The sequence below is a fragment of the Lewinella sp. W8 genome, from assembly GCF_004375085.3.
In the GTDB taxonomy this organism is placed as follows: Bacteria; Bacteroidota; Bacteroidia; order Chitinophagales; family Saprospiraceae; genus Neolewinella.
In genome coordinates this window covers 1-15693 of the sequence record NZ_SNAQ03000023.1, presented here as the reverse complement: position 1 = coordinate 15693, position 15693 = coordinate 1, and the positions used below count along the sequence as shown (strand labels likewise).

The 15693-nt window shown below is 56.4% G+C and carries 11 protein-coding genes; 9 read left to right on the top strand and 2 right to left on the bottom strand.

The window, feature by feature from the left end:
- Positions 1-29 precede the first annotated feature (29 nt).
- The gene (locus tag E1J53_RS20870) at positions 30-914 is read left to right on the top strand and encodes an alpha/beta hydrolase-fold protein (protein ID WP_134274433.1); all 885 of its coding nucleotides are present in this window, start codon (positions 30-32) and stop codon (positions 912-914) included.
- A 104-nt stretch (positions 915-1018) separates the two neighbouring features.
- Here the strand turns inward: E1J53_RS20870 and E1J53_RS20865 are convergent, their stop codons facing one another.
- Both E1J53_RS20865 and fabG read right to left on the bottom strand, forming a co-directional pair.
- Positions 1019-2416, bottom strand: coding sequence for a hypothetical protein (locus E1J53_RS20865; RefSeq protein WP_134274434.1), 1398 nt, complete (start codon positions 2414-2416; stop codon positions 1019-1021).
- A 19-nt stretch (positions 2417-2435) separates the two neighbouring features.
- Positions 2436-3179: a 3-oxoacyl-[acyl-carrier-protein] reductase gene (gene fabG, locus E1J53_RS20860; protein WP_134274435.1), complete on the bottom strand. Its 744-nt coding sequence runs from the start codon at positions 3177-3179 to the stop codon at positions 2436-2438.
- A gap of 232 nt (positions 3180-3411) precedes the next feature.
- Here fabG and E1J53_RS20855 point away from each other — a divergent pair, with 232 nt between their 5' ends.
- From E1J53_RS20855 to E1J53_RS20820, 8 genes are all read left to right on the top strand, one after another.
- Positions 3412-4353: an alpha/beta fold hydrolase gene (locus tag E1J53_RS20855; protein WP_253932209.1), complete on the top strand. Its 942-nt coding sequence runs from the start codon at positions 3412-3414 to the stop codon at positions 4351-4353.
- Positions 4354-4607: 254 nt separating this feature from the next.
- Positions 4608-7094 carry a TonB-dependent receptor gene (locus tag E1J53_RS20850; protein ID WP_134274436.1) on the top strand — a complete coding sequence of 829 codons (2487 nt, stop codon included), beginning with the start codon at positions 4608-4610 and terminating at the stop codon, positions 7092-7094.
- Positions 7095-7129: 35 nt separating this feature from the next.
- On the top strand, positions 7130-8626 hold the full coding sequence (locus E1J53_RS20845) for a hypothetical protein (RefSeq protein ID WP_134274437.1): 1497 nt from the start codon (positions 7130-7132) through the stop codon (positions 8624-8626).
- A 7-nt stretch (positions 8627-8633) separates the two neighbouring features.
- Complete coding sequence (locus E1J53_RS20840; protein ID WP_134274438.1) at positions 8634-9623, top strand: 3-oxoacyl-ACP synthase III family protein; 990 nt, start codon at positions 8634-8636, stop codon at positions 9621-9623.
- Positions 9624-9656: 33 nt separating this feature from the next.
- Positions 9657-11168, top strand: coding sequence for a class I adenylate-forming enzyme family protein (locus E1J53_RS20835; RefSeq protein ID WP_134274439.1), 1512 nt, complete (start codon positions 9657-9659; stop codon positions 11166-11168).
- Positions 11169-11393: 225 nt separating this feature from the next.
- Entirely contained in the window at positions 11394-11996 is a 603-nt protein-coding gene (locus E1J53_RS20830; protein WP_134274440.1) for an NAD(P)H-dependent oxidoreductase, read from the top strand.
- A 6-nt stretch (positions 11997-12002) separates the two neighbouring features.
- Entirely contained in the window at positions 12003-13895 is a 1893-nt protein-coding gene (locus E1J53_RS20825) for a monovalent cation:proton antiporter-2 (CPA2) family protein (protein ID WP_134274441.1), read from the top strand.
- A gap of 193 nt (positions 13896-14088) precedes the next feature.
- Positions 14089-15483 carry a right-handed parallel beta-helix repeat-containing protein gene (locus E1J53_RS20820; RefSeq protein ID WP_134274442.1) on the top strand — a complete coding sequence of 465 codons (1395 nt, stop codon included), beginning with the start codon at positions 14089-14091 and terminating at the stop codon, positions 15481-15483.
- The last annotated feature ends 210 nt before the right edge of the window (positions 15484-15693 follow it).

The window sequence follows — 15693 nt, the reverse complement described above, 5'->3', positions numbered from 1 at the left end:
CCGTAAGTATTTTGTTGAAAATATTAGCCGTGAAACGTTTTCTACTGCGAGCGCTACTGGGAGTCTTGTTTATGTTGCTCCTGTTGGCGGCCTTTCTGGGCTGGAAGGAATACGAGCAGCGGAAGGAACGTGCCGCCTACCTGGCCACTCTAACCAATACGGCCGCCCCCAACGTGATGACCCTGCCGGATACTATCCTGGTTGATTACCTGGGAAAGAAACGTACGCTTTACGTCTTGCTCCCCGAAGGGTATCGGGAGCGGGACAGTCTGCGGTATCCGGTACTTTACTTCTTTGACGGAGAGGCCCTGTTTAATGAACTCGAGAATAAGGGAACGGAATGGGAGGTGGATGAAGTGATTAACCGGGTGGCCGGCCGGGGAGGGCCGGCGGCCATCGTCATTGGCATCGCGGATTCCGACGAGAGACTTACCGAATACAAGCCCTTCCCGAGCCCGGACTATCCCGATAAGGTACCCGTTACCGGCGCGGGGCACCTGGATTGGGTAGTGAACGGACTAAAGCCCTGGGTGGACGCGAACTTTCGGACGCTCACTGACCGGGAGCATACCGGTCTTGGTGGCTGCTCCCTGGGTGGATTGATGGCTTACTACGGGGTAATGACTTATCCGGAGGTCTTTAGTCGCGGCCTGATTTTCTCTCCTTCGCTGTGGGTGAACGAAAAAGTATTCACGCTTCATGAATCCGTAGACCTTACGCAGATGCGCCTCTACTTCTGTGCGGGGGAAGAAGAATCCTCCACCGTAAACGATAACCGAAAAATGATGACCGTCCTACGAGACGCTGGCCTTCCGGATAGCCTCCTGATGTCGGACGTTTTCCCCGGAAAGGGACACGGCCATGACACCTGGCAGCTGGCCTTTGCGTCGGCCTATCCGTGGATCATGGAGTAGGGAATAAGTCTAATGTGAATCCACTGTTCTGAACACGCTTAGGCTCATTATCCCAAGCGTGAAGTTTTACTCCCTTCAGTCTAATGCGTAAGACATTGATTCCTCTAGCTGTTGACCAGTACCGGAAGCAAATTTCCCAGGTCTTCACAGAATCGCCGGAACCGTTCTTCCTTGCGTCCGTCGGAGACCAGGGCTCGGATGCGTTGAAATCGATGCTGGAAATCCTCGTCGGTGATGTTTCCCTCCCGCCACTGGGCCAGATCAACCATTACGGGAATGGAAGGTAGGTAGCTGGCTTTGGCGGAGTAGTCGCGGTCTTTTTCGAGCAGCTTATACTGACGGTTGAGGCGTAGAATTTTTTCGTAGCGTCCCTGCAGGAGAATGGCCTGGAGGTAAATGGTGAAGAAGAGGTGCCAGCGGTAGCGCAGGATGTCTTTCCGGTAGGCCCGCAGGTAGGTGTCTCCGTAGGATTCTGCCTGCCCCGTGCGGCCGTTTTTGATCAGCGCCTCCAGGTAGAAAGCCACGTAGCCGATGCGGTTGTGGGGGTTGACCGTTTCCCGGGCGACTTCCCGGGCAGATTGCAGGAGCTGCAGCGCCTGCTGCCGCTGGTTGAGCCGGAGTAGCACGGCCGCCAGGTTGTTGACGTAAAACAGGTAATCGTAGTTGCGGGCGCGCACGGAAAGGCGACCGTAGTAGACGGCCTTTTCGTATTCCTTACGCTGGGAGTGGAGCAAGAGTCGGTTGCCGTAGTAATTCGTGAGCAATCGGCGGGAGTAGTGTTTACCCTCGGTAAAGGCTTTGTCCATCTGATCGAAGTGCTGGAGCACCCGATCATAATTTCGGTAGTTAAATCCGATGAAGGTCAGCCGGACCAGGGCCAGGTAGCGGTTGAGCCCGTCCATGTCGGTGTCCATGAAAATACCTTCCAAAAGATCTTGCCAGTGGTCGCTTTGGAGGGATTGTTCGGCGTACTGCCCCACCACGTCCTGCGTAATGGCGTGCAGGTGATCGTAGCATTTTTTGCTGCGGTCGTACTGTTCGGCGTAGGAGCGGACGAAGTCATCGACCAGCTTGTGGTCCCGGTAGCGGAGGCGAATCTGGAGGAAGTGGCGGTAGTGCTGCAGTACTTCATACAGCTTCATGAAGTAGTAGGCCGGATGCTCGTACCGTCGGACCATCTTAAGCAGCTTTTTCTCGTCGGCGGGCTCAATGGTATCCGTCATGATTTTACGTTCCAACTGCAGGAGCCAGTCGTGTTGTACGTCCACGTCAATGGACTGCAGCCGCTCCTCGATCCAGAGCTTGAGGTGGTGGTACTTCCGCTTGTTGATGTTGGGGTCGTAGGGGGTGAACTGCTGGATTTGGCGGCAGTTATGGTCAACGCGCTCCAGGATGGCAATGCGCTCCTGATCTTCCAGCCGATGGGTACGCAACAGGTAGGCCGTTTCGTGGGGAAGCAGCTGGTTGGTAAAATCGGTGAAGGCCTGAAGGCGGTTGCGCATGGAAGGAGTTTTGGGAACGCTAGAGGACCAGTCCTCCGTCTACGCTCAGACAGGTTCCGGTGATGAAGCTAGCCGCATCGGAGGCCAGAAAGGCGTAGGCATTGGCGATGTCCTCGGGCAGACCAAGGCGCTGCATGGGAGTTTTCTCTTCCATCCCCTTCAGGATGGCTTCCGGCATTTCGGCCGTCATTTCGGTAGCGATGAAGCCCGGGGCTACGGCATTTACCGTGATGCCCTTGCGGCCAAATTCCCGGGCCCAGGTTTTGGTCATGCCGATCAGGCCGGCCTTGGTGGCCGCATAATTGGTTTGGCCGAAGTTCCCGTAAAGCCCCACTACGGAAGAGGCGTTCAGGATTCGGCCGTAACCGGCCTCGGCCATGAAGGGGAAGACGGCCTTGGTGGCGTGAAAAACGCCCGTAAGGTTTACGTCCAGGACGAGTTGCCACTGCTCGGTGGTCATTTTTTTGAAACTACTGTCGCGGGTGATGCCGGCATTGTTGATGAGAATATCAACCTTGCCAAAGTCTTCAACGACGGAAGCGGCCGCCTGCTGGCAGGCCATCTGGTCGGTGGTATTCACCAGGTAGAATTTGGCGTCGTGCCCGGCACTGGTCAGGGAGGCAACGAGTTGTTGTCCGGCCCGTTCATCAATATCCCAGGCAGCAATGGTAGCCCCGAGCTGCGCGAATTTTTCGGCGGTTACTTTTCCAATTCCCCGGGCAGCACCGGTAATGATGGCCACGCGGCCGGTAAGTTGTAGCATGATGTTGCTTTGTGATGATCTTGGCGGGAAAACTACCCCGGCAAGAACCGTGGGAGCGGACAAGGTAAAAAGAAAAAAGTGTTGACTGGGGGATATTTTAGTAAGTAAAAAGCTGATTTACAGAAGTGTAAGGCTATTTTTTTAGGGGTGGACTAACCGAAAACATTGCTTTTCGGGAAATGCCCGGCACCTGCGTCCTCGCCCTATTTTGGCCCAATCCAAACTGACCCGTATGCGACCTCTGGTTTATTCTTTCACCCTACTGGCCCTGCTCGCTTTTTCCTGCGGTTCGGTGGCCCAAAAAAGTACCATGGACTCCTGGCAATACCCCTTTCCCGTGCACTACCACGACGTCAATGATTCCCTTCGCCTGGCGTACGTAGACGAAGGGAAGGGAGAGCGGACGTTGGTCTTTGTACACGGCCTCGGCTCTAACTTGCAGGCGTGGAAGAAGAACGTAGCGGCATTGCGGAAAGACTACCGGTGCATTGCCCTGGATCTGCCCGGATACGGGAAGTCCGGTAAGGGGGAATTCCCCTACAGCATGGATTTTTTTGCCGAATCCCTGGACGCACTGATTCGGGGACTAGAGCTGGAAAAAGTGACGCTGGTCGGGCATTCCATGGGGGGACAAATCGCCATGACGCTGGCGCTCCAACGGCCTGATTATCTGGAGAAAATGGTCCTTGCCGCTCCCGCCGGACTGGAGTCCTTCTCCGAAACGGACCGGACCTTTTTCGCCACCTACGTACGTCCGGAAATCCTGATGGCCACCCCCGAAGCCCAGATCAAAAAGAACTTCGCCGTCAACTTTTTCGATATGCCGGAAGACGCACAGTTCATGATTCAAGACCGCCTGGCGCTCCGCGAAGACTCGGCGGCCTACGCTGCGTATTGTGCGATGATTCCGCGCTGCGTAATGGGCATGCTGGACGCTCCGGTGGCCAATCGATTGGGAGCAATTGAGGTGCCAACCCTGATCCTTTTTGGGGAGAATGATCAGCTTATTCCCAATAAGATTTTGCATCCCACCCTCACCGTCGCCACCGTGGCGGAAGTAGGCGAAAAAGGAATTCCGGGGGCGCAATTATCCTTCCTGCCGGAGTCGGGGCATTTCGTGCAGTGGGAAAAATCCGACCGCTTCAACACCTACCTGCGACAATTTATCCAGTAAGTATTCCCCGGAGTCCACCCCCTTGCGGACGGTAGCTAATTCCGGGAAAAGCTCGCGATTTTCGTGAATCGGGGCCTCTTTTTTTTGTTCGGTCCACCCTCTTTTAGTGAAATGGAGGAAGGAAATTGCGGCGGACAGACAGCTACTTTGCCCCCGTTGAATTTTTGTTCGGCCGTGCGCCACCGTGGGGGAATATCCTCTTTTCTGTTGCCGCAAATGGCCGAATAAATGTCTGCTCTAACTAAGGATCAATCATGCGCTACACACTACTAATACTATTATTCAGCCTCGGCAGCGGGGTGCTTTTTGCCCAACGGGCCACCGTATCCGGCCTGGTAGCCGCCGACGACGGATCACCCCTTCCGGGCGCAACCATTGGTGTTTCCGGGAGCTCACTGGGTGCTTTTTCCGACGCGGACGGAAGCTATTCGCTGACGCTCGATCCCGGAACGTACACCCTACAGGTTACCTTCATCGGCTACGCCAACGCCACGGAAGAGATTACGGTATCGGCCGGTCAGGCGCTGACCCTGAACTTTACCCTGACGGAAGGTTTTGAACTCAACGAAGTGGTGGTTTCCGGTTCCCGGCAACCGGAACGGATCACGGAAAGTCCGGCCACGATTGAGACCATCTTCAGTCGGGAAATCCTGGAATACGCCGGTAATCCGGCGGAACTGGTGGCCCGACAGAAGGGGGTCGACTACTTCCGCGCCGGCCTGGCCGCCCCGGCCTTCAATATCCGGGGTTTCAACTCCAACTTCAACGCCAAGAACCTGCAGGTAACCGACGGCCGCTTCAGTACCCTGGTGGCTACCGGCCTGCCCTTCGGTCCGCTGAACACCACCATCAAGGAAGACATCGAACAGGTGGAATTAATCCTGGGGCCAAACTCCACCCTCTACGGGCCTAACGCCCACAACGGCCTGCTGAATACCATTACCAAAGATCCTCGCCAGTATCAGGGAACGACCTTTACCCTCAACCCCGGGGTTACCGGCGACGGCGATGCCTTTTTCAGCGCGCGCATCCGGCACGCCCAGGTGCTCAGCGATAAGTTGGCCTTTAAGGTGACGGGGGAGTACACCACCGGAACGGAATTCGAGTGGGCGGACTCGGTCTTCATCGACCGGGTTGGCGCCGTGGATACGCTGGGCAATCCCATTCCAGACGGACAGGCCGAAGGCTACGAAGAACTGGAACTGGACCGCGACGTTGAGTTCCTGCGCGGTGAATTCGCCCTGCACTACGACCCCTCCGATAAACTTAACTTCAAGCTGGCCGGTGGTATGAGCAACAGCACCTACCTTTCCCCCACCAACGTAGGCCGGAACCAGATTAAGGACTGGCAGGTGGGCTACCTCCAGCTCAAGGCGAGCGGAAATCACTGGTTTGCTCAGGCCTACTACACTTCTTCCAAAACCGATTCCACCTACTCCATTGACGACCGTACCAAGCAGTATTACCGCCTGCTGGACGCCGGCTTTTCGGATGCCGAAGCCCGCGGGCCGCTGTCCTACGCCAGCGGTGCCCTGTTCCAGGACGCCTCCAACCGACTCAACACGGAGTTTCAGTACTACAACACCTTCGGACAGTTGAAGGTAGTCGGTGGGGTGCAGTATCAACTGGACCGGGCCAACAGCCGGGGAACCTACCTGCTGGACGAAAACGAAGACGACTTCATCGAGGTCAGTCAACTCGGTGCCTACGCCCACCTGACCTACGATTTTGGGGGTGGCTGGCGCGGCCTGGCCGCGGCCCGGGCGGATAACCACGAAATCTACGACTTCAACTTCGTGCCCAAACTCGGCCTGCTGAAAATCGGGGAGATGGGCACCTGGCGACTCACCTACGGGCAGGGCATTGCCGCCCCCACCATCCTGAACATGTTCGGTAACCTCTTTGGTGGCCTCATCCTCGGCAACGCGGAAGGCTTTACCCTGGCCGATGGGTCCATGGTGGAAAAACAGCGGGTAGAAAAAATTTCCACCTTCGAACTCGGCTACCGTGGACAACTGAAAAAGAGCAAGCTCTTCCTGGACGCTAATGCTTACTACAACATCTCCCGCGACTTTCTTAGCCCGGTCACCGTGGTGGGGGTAACCACTGAGCGGGGCGATACCCCCATCGAGGAGGTGCAGGCCGCCTTCGGCACCTTCGGTGGCCTGGTGGCTACCTACATCAACTTCGGGGAAGTGAATACCTTCGGGGCGGACTTCAACCTGACCTACTACTTCCAGCCCGAGTTAAGTGCCTACGTCAATTACTCCTACTTTGATTACAGCGTGGACGAGGACAACACCGAGGAAAACGACTTCAACGGTGACGGCGTGGTGAACTTCCTGGACATCCTCGTCAATGCGCCCACCCACAAGGTTGGTGCCGGACTGAATTACAGCGGAGATAAGTGGTTCGGAAGTCTCTTCGGCCGTTGGGTGCAGGAATATGATTACTTCAGCTCTTTCCAGATTGCGAGCCGCAGCTACCCGGACCTCGTCTACCGCGGACGGCCCATCATTGAGGACGCCCGGTCGGCGGACTCCTACAACTACGGACCACTGGGTGGATTCGTCACCTTTGACGCCAGCGTCGGCTACCGCTTCAGTGACCGGGTAACCCTGTCGTTGGCCGCCAATAACCTCTTCAATACCGAACTGAGAGAGTTTACCGCCTCAGCCCCGACCCGCGGACTCTACACCCTGGAATTCCGGGTAAACCTTCCCCCTCGCCGGGCGAAATAATCTAGCTTAGTACCCGGAAAAACTTTCTGTCGACGATGGCGTGGACGCTATTCATTCTCTATCTGGTGGCAACCTCCTATCTGGGCTGGCTTGGCCTGCGCAAAACGGATGGGTTCAGCAGCTTTGCGATTGGCAAGCAGGACTTGTCTCCGCTCCAGGTAGGGGTGACCCTGGCGGCCGCCACCGCCTCGGCGGCTACGTTCATCATTAATCCCGGTTTTGTTTACGTTGATGGCCTGGCGGCGTTTATGCATCTCGGTCTCAGCGTGTATTTAGGCTTCGTACTGATGCTGCTCCTGTTATCCTTCCGGTTCCGGGAGTTGGGAGCAGCATCCCACGCCCTCACCATTCCGGACTGGATCGGGAAACGCTATCGGTCCCGGAATTTTTCGCTGTACTTCGCCGTCATCAATCTCCTGAGTTTCGCCTTCATCGTCTTGCTGGTCGGGGGCATCTCCATCGTGATGCAACAGTTGCTGGGCGTTTCCAATCTGGTGGCCCTGGTCATTACCCTGGTGTTCGTGACGGGCTACGTCCTCATCGGTGGCACCTACGCCCACGTCTACACCAATATGCTGCAGGGCTTCCTGATGGTGTTGGTCACCATCCTGGTGCTGGGGGTAGGCATTTATCTGATGGTGGAAACCGATAATTTTTGGGGCGAGGTCGCAGGTGCCGGAGATCATCTGTTGAGCTGGGTTAATCCGGATAGCGTCTTTTATCGGGACTTTTTCTCTACTTACGTCGCCGGTTTCTGCATCGGCGGGGCCCTGGTGTGCCAACCTCACATCCTGACCAAAGCGCTCTACGTGAAAACCAACCGGGACGTTGGTCGCTACATTGGCGTCTTCTCGGTGGTCTATCTGCTGTTCACCCTGCTGCTACTGGTGGGCTTTTGGGCCCACGCAGCCGTGCCGGAAGCCGCCCTCGTGGACCCGGATTCCGGGGCCTTTCGGCAGGACCTGGTGATGACGGTTTTTCTGAAAGAAACCTTCCCCGACTGGCTGTTTACCATCGTCAGCGTGGTGCTGTTGGCCGCCGCAATGTCTACCCTGGACGGACTGTTGGTGGGCATTTCCACCATCACGGCCAATGACCTGGTACTCAATTTTCTGCGTCGTTCCGGAACGGACAACGAGGAACAGCACCTGAAAAAAGCCATGCGGGTCAGCCAGCTGGTGTTGGTGATCGTGGCCATCGCCGCCTTCGTGGTGGCCCTCAATCCACCGCCCCTGCTGGGCATTTTTGGCCAGACGGGCGTGTACGGGCTGGTTCTGGCGGCGGTGCCGCCGCTCCTCGTCGGAGTGCTGTTCCCCAATCCTTCCCGGACTTTGGTCTGGATCTGTTCCGGGGCGGCCCTGGGTATTCATTTTGGCCTTTACGTGTTCGGGCGGGAGCTTTTTCCCACTACGAATCTCCCCCTGGAAAATCCGGGGGTGACGGCCAGCATTGCTTTCCTTCTCACGGCGGTTCCCGCCGTATTCATCACCTGGGTTCGTCCGTCGGCGACGAGCTCCTCCTCACAAGAATAACCTTCCCATGCGGAATGCTACCATCACGGCCTGCGGTGCCTACGCACCGGCGCGTGTTTTACCCAACGCCTACTTCGATGAGCTCCTCGGCCAGGACGTATCTACCTGGCTGGAGGAGAACGTAGAAATCTTCGAACGCCGCTGGGCGGCGGCCGACGAGAGTACGGCGGACCTCGCCGAGCGGGCGGCCCGGCAGGCCCTGGATCGGGCCGGCGTGAAGGCCGAAGAACTGGACCTCATCATTCTGGCCACCGATACCCCCGAGTTCGTCTCTCCCTCCACCGCCGCGGTGCTGCAGCACCGCCTGGGAGCCTCCCGGGCGGGAACCTTCGACATCAATACGGCCTGCGCCGGCTTCGTCACGGCCCTGGACGTCGGGGCTAAGTACATCCGGGCCGACGAACGCTACCGGAAGATTCTGATCATCGGTGCCTACGCCATGAGTAAGTACCTGAACCTAACCGATAAAAAGACCGTAACGCTCTTCGCCGACGGAGCGGGAGCGGTCATGCTGGAAGCAACCGAGGAAGAAGGGAAGGGCTTTCTGGCCAGTGAATTGCGCACCAAGGGAGAGTACAACGAATGGATGGGCATATACGGCGGAGGAACCCGTCACCCGCTGCATCAGGAGGGACAGGATCCCGTACAGTATCAACTCCAGTTCGTGCATAAATTCCCCAAAGAACTCAATCCGGAGACCTGGAGTGATATGGCCCGGCAGTTGTCGGACCGGATCGGCGCCAATCCGACCGACGTGGACCATTACATGATCACCCAGATCAACGTCAATGCCATTCGCGAAACCCTGGACCTGCTCGGGGTGGACCGCGACAAAGGGCACACCATTATGCATCACTATGGCTATACCGGTTCCGCCTGCATTCCGATGGCCTTTAACGATGCCTGGGAAAAGGGGCTGATCAAAGCGGGAAATCTGGTGTACTTTATCGGTTCCGGTGGCGGACTGGCCTTCGCCAGCGCAGCTTTCCGGATGTAAGCTTTCCGGTAACCCCAAATTCAGGAAAAAACCATGGACGAAGTAACGGACTGGTCGGCACAGTGGGCGATGTATGCCCCTGATCGAATGGCCTTCAGGGACGGAGATACGGGAGATTCGCTGACCTTTACGGCACTGGATGCCGGCGGCAGCCAGCTAGCCCTCGCCCTTTTGGGGGAATGGGGGCTTACCCCCGGTGACCGGATTGCCATCCTCGCCGAAAATTGCCTGGCGTATCCGTTACTCTTTGCGGCCGCTCAGAAGGCAGGATTCATTCTGGTACCGATTAATTACCGCCTCAGTCCCCCGGAAGTCGCCTTCATTCTCGGGGATGCCGATCCCGCAATGGTTATCGTCGAGCCCTGCTTTGATGCCCTTCTGTCCACCACCGTTTTGCCGGAGAGAGTACACCGCCTTCCCCTTGCGGACGTCTACGCCATCAGCCAATCGGTACATCCCCGCCAAGATCGGCCGGTCATTGCGCCCGATGACCCCATTTTTATTCTTTACACCTCCGGGACTACCGGTTTCCCCAAGGGGGCGCTGTACACCCACAAGATGCTTTTCTGGAACAGCGTCAATACGGCCCTTTCCCTCGTGGTCAACACCGAGAGCCGTACGGTTAACGTAATGCCGCCCTTCCATACGGGCGGTTGGAACGTTTTGCTCACGCCCTTTCTGCACCGCGGAGGCTATACCTGCCTGCTGCGCAAATTTGATGCGGGCCGGCTGCTCAAGGTGGTGGAAGCAGAAAAAGCAACGGTATTGATGGCGGTGCCTACCATGCTGCGGATGATGGCCGATGATCCGGCCTTCGCAACGGCAGATTTCGATGCGCTGCGCTACGTGATCGTTGGGGGGGAACCGCTAAGCCCCGAGCTCATCAAGCGTTGGCATGACCGGGGGGTGCCCATTCGGCAGGGATTCGGGATGACCGAAGTGGGGCCCAATCTCTTTTCCCTCCATCAGGATGACGCGGACCGTAAACGGGGCTCCATCGGCCGCCCGAATTTTTACGTTCAGACGAAGATTGTGGATGCGGAGGGGAGGACCTGCCCGGCAAACCAGGCCGGAGAGCTCTGGCTTCGGGGCCCCATGACCACCCCGGGCTACTGGCGCAATCCCGAAGCCACGAAAAAGGCCTTTGCCGGGGAGTGGTTTCGGACCGGAGACATCGTTCGGCGGGACGAGGATGGCTACTTTTTCGTGGCCGGTCGCCTCAAGGAAATGTACATTTCGGGGGGCGAAAACGTCTACCCGGCGGAGGTTGAACGGTGGCTGGAAGCCCATCCGGCCATCCGGGAGGCTGCCGTGGTGGGAGTGGCCGACGAACGCTGGGGGGAGGTCGGATACGCCTATTGGGTGCCGGAAAGCGAAGTGGCAGAGGTGGGGGAAGACCAGTTGGTGGCGCATTGCCGGCGGGGGCTGGCGAGGTTTAAAGTGCCGAAGTACTTCACTAAAGTGGAGGAACTACCCAAGAACGCCACGGGAAAGATCGACAAAGTCACCCTGCAAGAGCAAGCAAAGGAGAGCGTTAGTCAGTAGGGTGATGGCCCATTGCTCCTGACCAAACTGCTGGCACCTGCGGTCTCTCGCCCAAAGTAGCGCCATTAAATTTTCTGCCGCTACCGTTTGCCTTACTGATTAACCGCGATTCTTACCGAATCGCTGATGAAACATCACGGAACGGGCTACATCCAACGGGCACCTACAGTTGGCTCAACTCAATCGCTTCGGTCGCTGTTCATACTGGCAATCCAGCCTCACAGCATGCCCAAAGTTCTTATTCTATTTGCGCACCCGGCCCTGGAAAGGTCCCGGGTAAACCAGGTGTTGATTCAGGGCGTCGGGGACATCCCCAACGTCCACTTTCATGACCTGTACCAACACTATCCCGATTTCTACGTCGACGTGCAGCACGAACAGGAGCTGCTGCTGATGCACGATATCATCATCTGGCAACATCCGCTGTACTGGTACTCCGTCCCGCCCCTGCTCAAGCAGTGGATCGACCTGACCCTGGAGCATGGATGGGCCTACGGCTCGAAGGGCGTATACCTGAAGGGAAAACGGGTGCTGAACGTCATCACCGCCGGCGGCGGACACGCGGCCTATGAAGCGGGTGGGTACAACGGATTTACGATGCACGACTTTTTGCGTCCGCTGGAACAAACGGCGAAACTCTGCGGGATGGAGTATTTGCCACCCTACCTCATTCACGGCACCCATCGAATCGATCAGGCCGGGGCCGAGAAGGCCCGCAAGGATTACCACACCTTTTTGCGTGCCCTCGGGGCCGGGGAGGTGGACCCGGAGGAACTCAAGCCTCTTTACTACGCCAACGATCACCGCATCCTCAACCCCGTTAAGTAATTCATCATGGGAGACACCTTGTTATTTGACGCCATGATCTATTTGTCCGCCGCTGTGCTGGTGGTGCCGTTGGCCCAGCGCCTGGGGCTGGGCTCCGTGCTGGGTTACCTGCTGGCGGGCATCATCATTGGCCCCTTTCTGCTGGGTTTTATCGGTGAGGAAGGAGACGAACTCCTGCACTTCGCCGAATTCGGGGTAGTGATGATGTTATTCCTCGTCGGACTGGAGCTCGAACCCCGTTTGCTGTGGAGGCTCCGCACGCCCATTCTGGGCATGGGAGGGGTGCAGGTACTGGCCTCCACCGCGGTGATCGGGATGATCGCCTACTTCACGGGCTTTCAGTGGAACGAGGCCCTCGCCATCGGGATGACCTTTGCCCTTTCGTCCACGGCCATCGTGCTGCAGACCCTCAACGAAAAAGGACTGATGAAAAGCCGGGGCGGACAAAGCTCCTTCGCCGTGCTGCTCTTTCAGGACATTGCCGTGATTCCCATCCTGGCCCTGTTGCCCCTGCTGGCCCTGGGCCACGGTGGGGGAGGAGAAGGTGGCGATGGCCACGGCCACGGAGGTGGTGCCATGGACGGATTACCCGCCTACGTGCAGACCCTCCTGACGCTGGGGTCGGTTGTCTTTGTCGTCCTGGCGGGACGTTACCTGGTTCCCCGCCTCATGCGCATCGTGGCGGCCACCCGACAGCGCGAACTACTGACGGGCGCAGCGCTGCTGCTCGTCATTGCCGTTGCGGTGCTGATGACCCTGGTGGGATTAAGCCCGGCGCTGGGCGCATTCGTCGGGGGTGTGGTGCTGGCAAACAGTCACTACAAGCACGAACTGGAGAGTGATCTGGAGCCCTTCAAGGGACTGCTGCTGGGGCTTTTCTTCATGGCCGTCGGTGCTTCCATTGATTTTAACCTCGTGGCCAACAATCCGGTCCTGGTCCTGGGGCTGGTGGTGGCGCTGCTGATCGTGAAGGCGGGTATTTTATTCGCCATCGGCAAATCCTTTGGGATGGGACTCGACCAGAACTTCCTCTTCTCCCTCGGATTGGCACAAACCGGTGAATTTGCCTTCGTGCTCCTTTCCTTCATCAAGCAGGAAGGAATCCTGCCCGGAGATTCGGTTGCCCTGCTCCTCGTGGTGGTAGCCATCAGTATGGCGGCAACACCGCTGCTGATGCTGTTCAATGAGCGGGTCCTACAACCCCGGTTCGGAACGCGGGAAAAGGTGGAACAGTCCCGGCCCGCCGATACGATCGAAGAACAACGCCGTGTCATCGTGGCGGGCTTTGGCCGCTTTGGTGCCGTGGTCGGGCGTTTCCTTGGGGCCAATGGGGTCCGAGCTACCATTCTGGATAACGACAGTGATCGGGTGGACCTCCTGCGTCGCATGGGTTTTGAGGTCTACTACGGCGACGCCACCCGTTTTGACCTACTGGAATCCGCGGGCGCGGAAGAAGCGGAAGCCATCATTATCGGATTACCTACTCCAGAGCAAAACCTCATGCTCGTGGAGGTGGTGAAAAAGCACTTCCTTCACCTGCACATTGTTGCCCGTTCCTTTGACTACATGGACACCTACGACCTGATGGATGCCGGGGTACTCCATATTTTCCGGGACACCCTCCGCAACGGCGTGGCCGCCGCCGGAGAAACACTGAAGCTTCTTGGCTTCCGGGCCTACCAGGTTGACCGTCATGCCCACCGCTTCCTGGAACACGACACCAACGCCCTGCGCTCCCTGGCGGCGGTCCGCCAGGATGAGGGGGAATACGCCGATATGGTGCGCGGAACGGTCTCCGATCTGGAGCAGCAAATGAAAAGCGACCTCGGTCCCAACACCTATCCCCGGGATTACGGCTGGGATTCGGAGTCCTTGGTGAAGGAGTTTGGGGAGGCCTGATGTTTGATGTTTGAGAACTGATGTTTGATGTTGGGGGAAGTAGGATGGAAAAGAGGGGGCGTGCTCTTTTTCGTAGGTCGGAATAGCCAGGATTTGCTATAACAGGGTTGATGCCTCAGGATTTTTCGCAGTGGGTAAGGTTATATGCTCTTTTACGCTTTCGGGTTAAATTCACGAACCAAACCCTATTGCAATGACTAGATGTATCACCCTTGCCCTTTTGGTAGTAATTTTTTGCGGTGCCTGCAAAGAGGTCGTTTACCGGATCGACGAAAAGTCCTTTACCGTTTTTGACGAAAGCGCCCAACGACGCTACGTGGACGTGGAGGCCATTGATCAATTACCGGAGCGAAAATTGACCCTATTGGTGGCCGCCCAGGATACCCTTTACCTTCGTAGAGATCATGAACTCAAATTGAAGTCTGGTTGGACGCTAAGGGGAGAGACGGGGAAGGAAATCATCATCAAAGAGCGCTCCACCACCACCTCGGCGGTCCGGATTAAGCAGGCGGACCGGGTAAGCCTTCGGGACCTCAACATTATTGCCGCCAAGCCCTACATCCCCGCGAGTGGGCAAGCATTGGTGTTGATTGAAAATCCCCCCGGGTTCAAACGTGGTATTCTGCTGAAGGAACTTACGCTTGCCGGGCACTACAGTGGAATTACCGTTCGAAACGGGCAAAATATATCCATCCAGGATTGTCTGCTCGAAGCCAACTCTCACCAAATTTACCTGGGCGAATTAGATACTGCGCGGGGACCGCTCAAGGACTTTCGGGTAGATGACGTGGAAATCCTTCGGACGAGGATTTTGCGTAGTCAAATAGATACCAGCTTTGGCAATGACGGAATAAAAACCCGCTCCAACTGTACCAATATCCGCATCGCCGATTGCTACATCGAAGATAACTGGGGGGACGCCATTGATCTGTATCCAGGAGGAGTGGACGTTACCATTTCCGGAAATAGGTTATCCAACAATCGGGTTCACGGAGTGGAGGTTAAAATGAACTCCTCCGTTTTTAAACCCGAAGACACCGGTCAAATCAGGAACGTAGTGATTGATGGCAATACTATTGCCAGAAATGATGATTCAGGTGTCCGGCTAATTGACAATCCTGGTGATCACTATGCGCGGGGCATTCAAATTTTACGGAACCAGATCGACTCTAATATGCGGTACGGTATCCACGCTAATCTACCCGTGACCATCAAAGAGAATCATCTGTCCTGGAATGGGCTTGTCGCTCCTGATCGAGTTAATACTACTTTCGCGGGAATATACCTGCTCAATGTTGTTCGCCCGGGAGTAGTTGAGGTTAGCAATAATCATGTCTTTGATCAGGCGCCAATTCCAACCCCGGCGGATCAGGCAAATTGGATTAATTTGAATAATGTCAGGGTTCCTTTTATGCTCCGAAATAATCGTTTGGTAGTCACTTCAGATTACCCCGACACCGTAACCAAAAACCGTTATGGAATTAATGTATTTTATATTGGTGTTCCAGTTGAAGTTGAAAGCGTCAGAGCAAACAATCGTTGTGTGGGAGACTTCAAAGACTGTGTCTTGGGGAAAGATAATCCTTAATATCTAGGTAAGACTGTGGGGCCAGAAATTGGACTGACCGTCCATTTCCTAGAATTGGATTTACGAGTAGAGTCATCTTAATTGGGATAGTTCAATAAACTGTGTCTGGTTAAAAGTTATTCCTGAGTGCTTTCCACATTCTCCCGCAAGAAACCCCTTCGGGGATTTATTTCGGCGCGGAGAATGTGGAAAGGACGGTCCCAGGCTCTA

Bases quoted from the DNA above. Each gene is read 5' to 3' on its own strand.
- E1J53_RS20845 (WP_134274437.1), top strand. From the start codon at position 7,130: ATGGCGTGGACGCTATTCATTCTCTATCTGGTGGCAACCTCCTATCTG.
- E1J53_RS20820 (WP_134274442.1), top strand. From the start codon at position 14,089: ATGACTAGATGTATCACCCTTGCCCTTTTGGTAGTAATTTTTTGCGGT.
- E1J53_RS20850 (WP_134274436.1), top strand. From the start codon at position 4,608: ATGCGCTACACACTACTAATACTATTATTCAGCCTCGGCAGCGGGGTG.
- E1J53_RS20855 (WP_253932209.1), top strand. From the start codon at position 3,412: ATGCGACCTCTGGTTTATTCTTTCACCCTACTGGCCCTGCTCGCTTTT.
- E1J53_RS20865 (WP_134274434.1), bottom strand. From the start codon at position 2,416: ATGCGCAACCGCCTTCAGGCCTTCACCGATTTTACCAACCAGCTGCTT.
- E1J53_RS20830 (WP_134274440.1), top strand. From the start codon at position 11,394: ATGCCCAAAGTTCTTATTCTATTTGCGCACCCGGCCCTGGAAAGGTCC.
- E1J53_RS20840 (WP_134274438.1), top strand. From the start codon at position 8,634: ATGCGGAATGCTACCATCACGGCCTGCGGTGCCTACGCACCGGCGCGT.
- E1J53_RS20835 (WP_134274439.1), top strand. From the start codon at position 9,657: ATGGACGAAGTAACGGACTGGTCGGCACAGTGGGCGATGTATGCCCCT.
- E1J53_RS20825 (WP_134274441.1), top strand. From the start codon at position 12,003: ATGGGAGACACCTTGTTATTTGACGCCATGATCTATTTGTCCGCCGCT.
- fabG (WP_134274435.1), bottom strand. From the start codon at position 3,179: ATGCTACAACTTACCGGCCGCGTGGCCATCATTACCGGTGCTGCCCGG.